The sequence below is a fragment of the Lentzea sp. NPDC004782 genome, assembly GCF_040609115.1.
GTDB lineage: Bacteria > Actinomycetota > Actinomycetes > Mycobacteriales > Pseudonocardiaceae > Lentzea.
Window position 1 is genome coordinate 128,892 of the sequence record NZ_JBEXJN010000006.1, and the last position, 11,302, is coordinate 140,193.

Sequence of the window (11,302 nt, forward strand, 5' to 3'; positions counted from 1 at the left end):
CCTCAGCCGAACGTCCAGCGCGTAGCCCCGCCCGGTCCCGTCGTCGCCACGGCATGTGCGGCGCGCAGCGCGATCCGGTAGACGTGCCAGGGCGGCGGGCCACCGCTCGGTGCGGTGAAGGGCGCGGTGAACGCCTGGCCTTCGCGTTCGGCCTGCCACCCGGAGTCGCGGTACCTCGCGGCGACACGGTCCAAAGTGGACTCGTCGGTGACGCGGTGTGCGTCGCCCTCCAGCACGAGGTCGAGGCCGGTGAGCCGCACCGACACCGTGCAGGCCGGGTTCTCCGCGAGGTTGCGCGACTTGCGGGTGCCCGGCCCGCTCACGAAGTACAGGGTGTCCTCGAACCAGACGGCACCGATGCCCACGGAGTGCGGCCGTCCGTCCGGTCGCACGGTGTTCAGGAAGAACGGGACGTCCGACGCGGCGGACTCGGTGGCGAGCAGGTCGCGCGCCTGAGTCCACGGCAGGGCGGCGTTGCCGTACTGGTCGAGGTTGCGGGTCTTGGTCGTTGAGTTCGTCATGCCCATGCGTCGAACGAGCACACGCGTTTTCGACAGCCCGCCGAATCAGCCCGTGGCGCCGCACGGCACGACGAAGAACCAGCCCTTCGGCTCGTGCTCCAGCCGGGCCTCCTGGGCGCCCGCGGCGCACTCCGCGCGGGCACGTGCCAGGCTCTCGTCCCACGGAATGCCCTTCAGCACGGTCTCGGGTGCCCGCAGGTGCGAGAAGATGCTGACCACCACGAGGAACCCGACGATCCACCGGCTGCCGCCGACCACCGCGCGTTCCCAGGTCGCGGCCGGGGTCGCGTCCAGCCCCACGAAGATCGCGGTGAACAGGAACAGGCACGGCGCGATGCTGTAGCGCTGCGCGGCCATCACGACGTCGGGTGCCTGCACCTGCAGGGCCTGCGACCAGTTCAGCACCAGGCACGCGACGATGACGATCACGCTGTACGCGGCCGCGACCAGCACCAGCGCCCGTCCCGCCCGGTCGCCGAACCGCAGCCCCGCCGCCATCGGCACGGCCGCGACCAGCAGCGCCAGCAGAATCACCAGGTTGCCGTGCGCCGGGTAGAACTCGCTGACCCGCTCGGAGCCGGTGAACGCCACCACCGGCACCCGCAGCAGGCTCGCCAGCAACACCTGCACCGGGTCGACCTCGTCGTGCGAGTACGGCGTCCTGGTCGCGAACACCATCGCCGCGGCCTGGACCACCAGACCGGCGAGGAACGCGACCGGCACCTCCTTGCGCGGCAGGAAGAGCCGGACCAGCGCGATCGGTGCCAGCACGAACACCAGCGGGCTGGACACGGCGGCCAGGAACACGAACACCGCCACCGGCACGCGCGGGGCGTTGCGCCACAACAACGCCCAGAAGGCGCCGTAGAGCAGGAACCAGTGCAGGTTCGACATGTTGTTCAACGTCTCGGAGTTGCCCGCCGGCAGCACGATCACGAGCGCGGCCAGCGCGAACCGCAGCGGCGTCGACTTCAGGTACGCCTTCGAGCCCGCGAACGCGACCAGCGCGACCAGCGCCCGCAGCACCGCCGCGGCGACGGCGAACCCGGCGGCGGTCCACTCGATCGGCAGCACCGCGACCACCTGGGCGACCAGGCGCGGCAACGTGTGCAGGTAACCGCCGTACGGCTCGATCAGGTTCGACAGCGCGGGTGACCGCACCGCGTCCACCATGAACCTGGCGCCGTCTTCGGCCCACAGGTGGTCGAGCCGGGCCCAGCCGGCCGGGATCAGCAGCAGGAACGCCACCGACGCCACGAACGCGGCAGAGATTCCCAGCCACGCCCGTTCGTGCGGAGGCTCGGCGGGCAGCGGGATCACACCGTCCGCGAAAGCCCTCGATCGCTCGATCGTCGCCGTCATCGGTCCCCCATGTCCGTTCCGAACCAGTGCCGCAACCCGCCTGCTGGGCCAGTTACGTGGATGAAGGGCGCCTTCCTCCACCTGGTGTGGATGAAGGCGCCCTTCATCCACGTAACCAGACGGGAGGAGAAGGTACCGGTCAGCGCAGAGCGAGGTCCGGCAGCCGCTGGTAGCGCGCCCACTCCTCGGCCGAGACCGGTTGGATGGCGGACGAGTTGAGCGTCGCCACCGCGGTCGATCCGACCACCCACAGCTTGTTGTCGAGCACGATCCCGACCACGCCGTCCGGGGCGATGACGGCGGGTGCGCCGGCGGGCACCTCGACCGCGACCTTCAGCGAGTCGGCGACCTTCGGGCGGGTGCCGAGCACGCCGCGGGCGAACTTCTCGGCCACCGAACGCCGTTCGAACCGCATGAGCTTGCCGCCCACCACCACGTCCGCCGTGCGTTCGGGGGAGGGCATCGCGAAGCCTTCCAGCGCCCGTGCCTCGTCGAGGGTGGCGCACCCCTTGAGCCCGGTCGCGTCGAGACCGAAGTGCCCGATGTTCGTGGGCGCTCCCGTGCCGCTCACACCGGTGGCGCGCAGCACGTCCAGGGACACCCGGCCGCACGGGTCGGTCGAGTTGACCGGTGCGTGGCCCTCCGGGGTCCGCACCAGGCCGGGGCCTTCCTTCCAGGCACCGGGGATGAGCACCGGCTCGTACGGGTGACGGGTGAAGTCCTTGTTCCAGAACGTGACGGTGGTGCCGTCGTCGGTGGAGTGGGCGATGGCGAACGCGGACGCCGCCTCGATCCACATCCAGTCCGCGCTGAACGCCTCGACCACGGACCGGGTGCGCGGCTGGTTGGTCGACGACACCGGCTTGAAGCCCTGCGCCCCCAGCGCCTCGACGTCTTTGCGGAACATCGGGTCGCGCGAGCGCAGCACGTACTGACCTGCACCGTTCTGGTGCGAGGCGAGGCCGGTGGTGTCGGTGAACATCAGGTACACCCAGCCGTCGAGGTAGATCGCCGACTGCTGGCCCGCGCCGTAGGTGTTCTGCCGGATGGTGTCACCGGACGGGACGATGATCGGCTGGTCGCCGTTCTCCCGCGTCCAGCTCAGGCCGTCCTTGCTGGACGCGACCCCGACCGAGCTGCCGTTCGCGTGGTTGTCACGCGACGCGCCCGTGTAATACATGTAGTAGGTGTCGCCGATCTTGATCAGCGACGGGTCGCACGTGTGCATCGCGTCGAAGCTCGTGCCGCTGCCGGACAACACCGCGCGGGCCGTGCTGAACGGTCCGTCCGGACCGGGACCCTCGCTGTACAGGATGTCGTCGCCGTCCGGCTTGGCGCTGCCCATCTGGCTGCACCACCAGGCGCGGACCTTGCCGCCCTCGACCATCACGGCGGGCGCGTAGTTGTAGACGGCGTCCTCGACACCCGCGACGACCGTGCCGGGGCTCTGCCTGCCGTCGCTCACCGCGAGCTTGAGATCGATCCTCGGCGGGACCCGCGGTGGTGGTGGCGGACCGCTGTCCGACGTGGGCGGATGCTGCTCGGACGGGGTACCGACCGGGTCACCGGCGGCCGCGCTGGTGCAGGCTGTGACCGTGCCGAGGAGTGCGAGCGCAGCAAGCAGCGCGGGTGGTCGACGACTCAGGGGCACTCACCCATCATAGTGATCAAGTCCTCCGCACGGGTGAAGTCCGCGTTGCCCGGTCCGTTCAGCTGGCAGGAGGGTGTTCGCGGAGCGCGCACCTGCGGCGGAACCAGGCGAGGAACTTCGCCGGATCGCCACCCCGCCGGATCGCCGAGACCGCGCCCGTCAGCGGGAACATCGCGGCGTGCGTGCGCGCCCGTTCGTAGAGCTCGGGCCGGACGCGGCGGACCAGCGGCCAGCCGTAGTTCGCGAACGCGGCCGCGTCGAGCGCGGGATCACCCGCGCAGGCGAAGTCCCAGTCGATGACTCCGCTGATCCTCCCGTGCTGCCAGCGCAGGTTCACCGGGGCGAGGTCGCCGTGCACGAAACCCGCCACCGCTGGTAGCTCCGCGTAACGCCGCAGCACTCCCGAAGCCTGGTCGCGTTCGTCGGCGGTGAGCAGCGGGAAGACGAGCTCGGTGATCGTTTCGGCCGTTTTCGGGCCGCCCGCGTGGTGCAGCGGTTCATCGAGCAGAGCCACGAGCTCCGGGTCGAGCCCGACCGCGGCGAGCGCGTCGAGGACCTCGCGCACCGCCTCGTCGCTCGCGGTGCCCGACGGTTCGCCGGGCAGGTACGAGATCACCACGTGTGCTCGTCCCAGCGGCAGGTCCAGCCTGTCCTCGACGACCTCGGGCACGGCGAACGGCAGGTCGAGCTGCCCGATCCGCCGGAGTGCCCGCGCGCGCCGGCGTGCGTCGGGCAGGTCGGTGCGGGGGAAGCGGGCGACCCACTCGCCCGGCACCACCACGGCGTCGTTGAACGTTCCGCGCGCCAGTTCGGCGCCGGGGGTCCTGAGCAGCTCGTCGAGTTCTGTCACACCGTCGTCACCAGCCACTGGCCGAACACCACCGCCGGCACCATGAGCAGGTAGAGCACCACCGGCCGGCGCGGAACCTCCGAAGGCGGGCGCACCAGCTCTCCGCGCTCACGACCCACCTTCAGCGCCTCCGTCAACGCGGCCTGGTTGCGACCGCTCCGCGCCGCGTACCGCTTGGAGATCTTCGACCACAGCCAGAGGTGGTCGAACTCCCGCACTTCCTCGCTGCCGTCGGCGAAGACGATGTGGAGCCGGTTGAACTCCTCCTCGAACCGGGCGATCTCGCTCCACCGGTACACCGACATCGAGAACGGCCGCACCACGGCGAGCCCGCCCTCGTTCCACACGAGCCGCGGCCTGAGCCCCGAACGCCACAGCATCTCCATCAGCGGCAGGCCGATCACCAGGATCACCGCCCACGCCGGCACCCAGGCGGGCAGTCGCACCACCTGGCCCGCGGGGAAGATCGCCGCGAAGGCCGCGCACGCGACGGCGGCGAAGTAGTTGATGAGGGCACTGCCCCGGATCTCGTGCAACGTTCTCCCCTGAGATGGAAAAGGGGGTCGGCGGACGTACCGCCGACCCCCGCCTTTCTACCGGTAGCGAGCCCGGAACTTCTGCTGGGTGTGGTACTTCCCTCGCTGTTTCAGCGCCCAGAGGAGTCCTGGCTTGAACTGTGCGCGCGCGTTCTTGTACGTCTTGAGGAAGCCGCCCTTGTGGCTGCGGGCCACCGGCCACTTCTTCTGCGCGTACTTGGCGATCGCGAAACCGCGCAGGCCCGTCAGCGCGCCCGAGATGCCTCCCCGGATCACGTGACCCCAGACGTTCTCGCTGCGGCGGTTGACGTACCAGTTCGCCGCACCGAGGCTCGCGCCGACCACGAGTCCGACGCCGACCGCGCAGCCGATTCCCGCGGAGCCGACGCAGACCAGTCCGACCGCGACACCGGTGACGACACCGCGGACGTACTTGTTGTCGAGGGCCTTCTTCGCGAGGTTCTTCGTCGCGTTCCAGGCCTTGCCCCAGTCCGGCCAGCGGCCGTCGAGGTCGGTGTCGTTGATCGGGTCGCCGTTGACGTAGTCGTAGTCGTTGGCGGAGCCGCCGTCCACCGGGTCGATGGACAGGAAGCGGCCGAGCAGCGGGCTGTACGGACGGGCGCCCATCTGCACGAGCGACAGCGCGCCGGCGTGTTCGTACGGGCGCTGGTGCTGTCCGAGCCAGCCGTTGTCCAGCTGGCCGGGCTGGTTGTCCGGGACGTTGTCCGGGTCGACCGTGCCGTCCGCCTTCAACGGCTCGCCGAACGGCGTGTAGCGCCGCAGGTCGCCGACCTGGTTGCCCGCCGCGTCCGTGGTGAGCGTCAGGTCGCCGCGCACCGTCGGGTGGTCGTGCGTGCGCACGTCCCCCTTGATGGTCAGCAGCACGCCGCCGGGCAGCGAGATCGACCGCGACAGGACCTTCTTCGTCGCGTCCATCACGAAGTCGGCGGTGTCACCGGAGCCGGTGTAGCCGTAGAGCAGCACGGAGTGCTGGTCGCCCAGCGACGCGCCGCGGCGGACGATCCGGTCGGTGGCGTCGCGCTGGTACGCGACGTCCGCCGGGTCCGTCCCGACCGAGCGGGCGCCGATGTTGCGGCCCGCACCGTCCCACGAGAGGTGGGTGGTCGACCCGCTGGAGGTGTACTCCAGCGTGTTGCCCTCGTCGTCGTACTTGACGTTCGTGACCGCCGAGGCGCCCACGCTGCCGAGGAGCTTGTCCGACGCGTCGTAGCAGTAGCCGGTCTCGGCCCGGCCCGAAGCGGTCTCGTCGACCAGCCTGACCCGGTTGGTGTTCAGGCCCGCGTTGCCCACCGCACCGGACGGACAACCCTCGGGCGTGCCCGAGGTGAAGTCGTAGGTGTAGTGGTGGCCCCGCACCCACGCCTCGGTCAACCGGCCCGCCGCGTCGTAGACGTAGTTCGGCTGGTCGGGGCGGGCGTCCACGCCGCCGAGGGTCTCGTCGACGATCGTGCCCGCACGGCTGCGGGTCACCGTCGACGTCACCTCCGCGCCGGAGGCCGTCCGCCACGTCAGAGACGTCTCCCTGCCCGCGGCGTCCCTGCCGACCGCCGACAGCGACGTGCCGTTGGCGTACGACACCGACGCGATCTCACCGGCCGCGTTGTGCGTCGTCGTGGCGAGCACCGAACCGTTGAGCGACGTGGACTTCAGCCTGCCCGCGTCGTCGTAGGTGAACGTGCTGGTCTGCGGTGCGTCGAGCGGCGGGGTCACCGTCTCGGACACCGAACGGCCGATCTGGTCGTACTTCGTCTCGGTGCGCACGCCGTGCAGGTCGATGTGCTCGACGACCCGGCCGAGCAGGTCGACCTTCGTGGTGACCGTGCCGTTGTGGTCGGTCGCCGACGACACCAGCGGGTCACCGTCGACGGCGTGGTTCGTGGTGACGGTCCGCTCGCCCGACGAGGAGTTCGCCGGGTACTTGACCGACACGACGCGGTCGCGCTCGTCGTAGGTGGTGCACTTCCACCTGCCGGCCGTGCCCTCCGCGACCACTCGGCCCGACGCGTCGTACACCTGCTCGTCCGTGCGACCGGACGCCGGCTTGGTCTGCTTCGCGAGACCGCCCTGGTTGATCGCCTCGACCTCCGGGGTGCACGGGTTGTCCCGCGTCTCGGTGTCGCCGTAGAAGGAGTAGCTCGACTGTGCGCCGTTGGGCATGGTCTTGCCCGTCTTGCGCAGGTAACCGGTGCCCACCGCCTCGTAGCCGGTGCGGTGGGTGAAGCCCGCCGTCACCGTGCTGGTCGCGAGCCCGTAGGCGGCGTCCAGGCCGTTCTCGGTGTACTTCGTCGTCGTGACGGAGTCGGGCACCCCGTTCGACTCGGCACCGACCGTGGAGGTGGTCAGGCCGTACTTCGGCCTCAGGTTCGCCGCCGGCACGACCTGCTGGGTGCCACCGGGGGTGGTCCAGTGCAGTTCGAGCTGCGCCAGGCTGCCCAGGTCGTAGTACTCGACCCGGATCTTCTTCACGGCGCCCGCCGACGGGCTGTTGACCGTCGCCTCACGCCACTTCGCGCCGGTGTCGATCCAGTCGTCGATGACGTTCGCGTCGTCGACCCAGACCCGGACGCCGTCGTCGGCCACGACGCGGAGCTTGTAGTTGCCCGCCTCGGGGAACACGATCTCGCCGGTGGCGCGGAGGGAGTAGTTGTCCGCGGGAATGCCGGTGACCGGTGCGCTCTCGCCCCAGTTCGCTGCGAACGCACCGTCCGCGGCCAGACCGGTCTTGTACACCTTCGGTGCGCCGACCAGGTTCTTGTTGTCGTAGAACGACACGGCGAGGCCGTTGATGCCCTCGTCGTAGTTCGTCCTCGTGTGCGGCACGGTCGCCGCGCACTCCGGCTTGGGCAGCTGACCGTTGAAGCACGACGCGGGAGCCGGACCGTACTTGTCGGTCGGCCGGTCCTGCGCGTCGTACACCGTGGTCGACACGCGGCCCGCGCCGTCCGTGGTGGTCAGCTCCTGGTCCTTCACGCTCCACGTCGACGACGCCGTCTTGCCGGTGGCGTCCGTGCTGGACAGCAACCGGAAGGCCTCGTCGTAGACGACCTTCGTGACGAACCCGACGGCCGGCTTCAGACCGTCGGCGTCCACATAGGACGTCCGGTTGGCCGGGTCGTAGCGGTAGCCGTGCCTGGTGCGTTCCACGTCGGCCGACGCCTTCGGCTGGTACACCTGGCGGGCGACCGGCTTCGTCGCCGTGTGGTCGACGTAGTGGACGATGTAGTTGGCGCGGTCGTTCTCGCGGTTCGCCGGGTCCCGCGAGACCCAGTCGGCGGCCCGGCTGTCGCGCAGCCCGTCGAGCAGGCCGTTGGACGTGAAGCTGAACTGGGTCAGCTCCTTGCCCGGATCCTCCACCGCCACGAGGTTCCCGCGGTGGTAGTACAGCCTCGTCTGGCTGCCGTCCCAGTAGACGATGCGGCAGAGCATCTGCGACGGCGGCAGGCGTTCCGCGTCCGGCGGGGGAGTGGCGCCCGCGTAGCAGTCGTCGCCGGGGCGGTTGTAGTACAGCCGGTGCGAACGCCCGGAGACCGGATCCCTGATCTCCTTCAACCGCGAGGGAGATCCGTCGTAGACGTTCTGCAACGCGGCCGGCTTGCGGGTGTCGGTCGCGGTGGACTGCGACTCCAGCTTGCCCTCGGAGCTGAACACGTACACGTCGGTGCCGTAGGTCAGCGTGACCCGGCCCGCCGTGTCGAGCGCGATGACGCCTTCCTCGCCGTTGGGCGGGGTGTAGCCACCGGCGGACTTCCTGGTCCACGTGTGCTTCGCGCCGCTGCCGTCGGTCAGGACGATGTTCTGGTCGGTGACCTTGGCCTCGGTGTAGCTCGTGCCGCTGCCGTCGAGGTCGGCGCTCAGCGTCCAGCCCTTGGGCAGTGCGGGCAGGTCCGAGGAGTGCAGCCAGTCGGCGGGGATGATCTGCGACGGCACGGTGGTGCCGTCGGAGGTGCGGGTGAACAGGCGCAGGTACGCCGGTCCGCCGACCTCCGCGAGCTCGACCTTGATCGGGACGCGCTGGCCCGCGGTCAGCCCGACCTCGGTGGCCACACCCCAGTTGACGTCGCTGCAGCAACCCTGGTCGTAGACGGAGTTGCCGTTGACCCACACCCGCAGGCGGTCGTCGTGCACGCCGGCGAACTGGTACTTGCCGGTGGCGGGAGCCTGGAAGTAGCCCTCCCAGCGCGCCACGAACCAGTCCTTCTCCAACGCCGGTGCGAACGGTGAGGTGTCGCCCCAGTCGACGTTGACCTGCGGCTCCGTGCGCACCAGCACCGGCTGCTGCTGCGCGCCGATCTCACCGTTGCGCGACAGGTCCGGGTAGTACGACGCGCGCAGGCCCTTCTGCTCCTGCTGCTGCGAGTTGTACGTCATGTTCAGGCCCGCCGTGCCACCGACCGTGGTGAACGTCGGTGACTCGACCGACGTCGTCACGTTGCCGTTGGCCAGGTTCACCGAGATCGGGCCGAGCGTGTCGACCGGCGCCGGGCCGCGGTCGCCGATGCGCTGGTCGACCTTGAGGTGGAACACCGCGCTCGGGATCATCGACGTGGCGCCGCTGAACGCCTTGGCCTGCCAGGTGTACGCCACGCCGTCCTGGAGGACGCCCGGTGGCACCGTCCACGAAGGACTGTCGAGGCAGCCGGAGTCGACCACGACGCCGGACTTGGCGTCCGCGCCGGTCGCGACGGTGAAGCAGTACTTGACCGGGTCGCCGTCCGGGTCGCTGACCCGGTTGACCGCGAGGGTCGGCGTCGTGTCGGTGATGACGCTGTGGTCCGCCGGGCCGACCAGGGTCGGGGCCGGCGGCGCGGAACCGGTGTCCACGGTGAGCGTCGCGGTGGCGTTCTTGTAGGTCCAGACGCCCGCCGCTTCGTGGCCGACGACCATGAACGTCGCCATGTGCTTGATGTCCGCGATGTGCTGCAGGAAGCTCACCAGGCTGTCGCCGGTGAGCGTGCCGACCTGGCCGAAGTTGCCGGTCGCCAGGTATCCGCCCAGACCGTTGAAGTCCAGCGCGGAGGCGTGGTACAGGTGCGCGGGCCAGGTCTTGTCCGGGCTCAGCGGCGAACGCTGGTTCTGGATGTCGAGCTTCGCGCCCACGATGCGCTTGCCGTACAACGACTCGTAGTTGAAGCGGATCGAGCTCCGCCAGTACTTGTCACCGCGGTCCAGCGCGTTGCCGATCTGGACGCCGCAGTTGGCGCACTCGTAGCCGTCGGACTTGTACGACTCCGCGTACGCGACACCGAAGGTGAAGGTCGGGTCGACGCTGACCGGGTAGACCCGCTTCGGGTCCTTCAGCCACGCCTCGTCGACGGCGACCGTGAGCGTCCAGTCCTTTCCGGACCTCTCGACGGTGTAGGTGCCACCGGTCTGCGCCGGCGGCGCGGTGTCGCCGTTGCCCGCCGAGTCCCACGTGACGATCGGCGGCATCACGATCTTCGGTGTGCCCTGGCCGTCCCTCAGCTCGACCGTGCCCTGCTCCGTCACGGTCGGGGTGAGGTCGCCGGTCTTCAGGACGAACCGCCACCTGTTCGTGGACGGCACCTTCTTGAGCTTGATGGTCTCCTTGACCGACCCCGGCGTGACCTCGTAGGTCAGGTCGGTGTCCGCGGCGACGTCGGTGTACTCCGCCGTCGCGTCCGCGATCCTGGCCGTGCTCGGGGCCTTGCGCTCCGGCGCGAGCGAGACCTCGTGGCCGTCGAACTCGACGTTCACCAGCGCCGGGTCGTCCGCGGTCGCGGCGAGCGACGGCTTGAGCGGGTGCTGCTTGGCCCTGACCCTGCGCGTGGGCACGTCGGCCGTCAGCGTCGGGTCGATCTTCTGCCACTCACCGCGAGCGTCCTTGACGTTCAACGGTTCCGTGGACTGCCGGAGGCTCCGCGTGCCGTCCGGGTTGGTGTACTCCTCGACGAACATCGACCTGGAGGCCAGGGTCGACCTGGCCGGGTCGAAGCTCGACCCGTGCTCCCGCTTCGCGAGCGGGCCGAAGTCCGCTCCCGGGTTCGCCGGCGCGGTGGCCGGTGCCTCGACCTCGGCGCCCTTGAGGACGGGCAGCGAGGTCGGGTCGACGGCCGTCGCCTTGGGCGGCGGTGCGGCGAAGGCGGGTACGTGCACCAGCGAAAACGCAAGTGCGGCAACGAGCGACGCGGCCGTGCTCCGTGTTCTGAGCACACGGAAGTGCCGCGTCGCGGAACGACGCGTCATGTGTGATGCCCCCAGTTCCCGTTCGGGAAGGTCGTGCGTGTCCCCCGACGTCCACGCAGTGGTCGAACGGGATGAAGAATCCCCGATCGCGTCGAATCGGACAAGAGGGAATCAAGCGATGAAGCGCGCAGACCTCGCGAAGTTCATAAAACTGAGG

At 69.9% G+C, this 11,302-nt stretch carries 6 protein-coding genes; all 6 read right to left on the bottom strand.

The window, feature by feature from the left end:
- Positions 1-2: 2 nt before the first annotated feature.
- The 6 genes from ABZV40_RS08055 to ABZV40_RS08080 all read right to left on the bottom strand — a co-directional run bounded on the left by ABZV40_RS08055 (position 3) and on the right by ABZV40_RS08080 (position 11,055).
- Positions 3-521 (bottom strand): pyridoxamine 5'-phosphate oxidase family protein, encoded by a 519-nt coding sequence (locus tag ABZV40_RS08055; RefSeq protein WP_355437378.1) that lies wholly within the window; start codon positions 519-521, stop codon positions 3-5.
- Positions 522-566: 45 nt separating this feature from the next.
- Complete coding sequence (locus ABZV40_RS08060) at positions 567-1,883, bottom strand: hypothetical protein (RefSeq protein WP_355437380.1); 1,317 nt, start codon at positions 1,881-1,883, stop codon at positions 567-569.
- Between the two features lie 139 nt (positions 1,884-2,022).
- Positions 2,023-3,534: a beta-xylosidase gene (locus tag ABZV40_RS08065; protein WP_355437382.1), complete on the bottom strand. Its 1,512-nt coding sequence runs from the start codon at positions 3,532-3,534 to the stop codon at positions 2,023-2,025.
- Between the two features lie 58 nt (positions 3,535-3,592).
- Positions 3,593-4,384: a phosphotransferase gene (locus ABZV40_RS08070; protein ID WP_355437384.1), complete on the bottom strand. Its 792-nt coding sequence runs from the start codon at positions 4,382-4,384 to the stop codon at positions 3,593-3,595.
- A complete protein-coding gene (locus tag ABZV40_RS08075; RefSeq protein ID WP_355437386.1) occupies positions 4,381-4,920 on the bottom strand; it encodes a PH domain-containing protein in 540 nt (179 codons plus the stop codon). Before ABZV40_RS08075 ends, ABZV40_RS08070 begins: the two co-directional genes overlap by 4 nt.
- A 57-nt stretch (positions 4,921-4,977) precedes the next feature.
- A complete protein-coding gene (locus ABZV40_RS08080) occupies positions 4,978-11,055 on the bottom strand; it encodes a PA14 domain-containing protein (protein ID WP_355437388.1) in 6,078 nt (2,025 codons plus the stop codon).
- Positions 11,056-11,302: the final 247 nt, after the last annotated feature.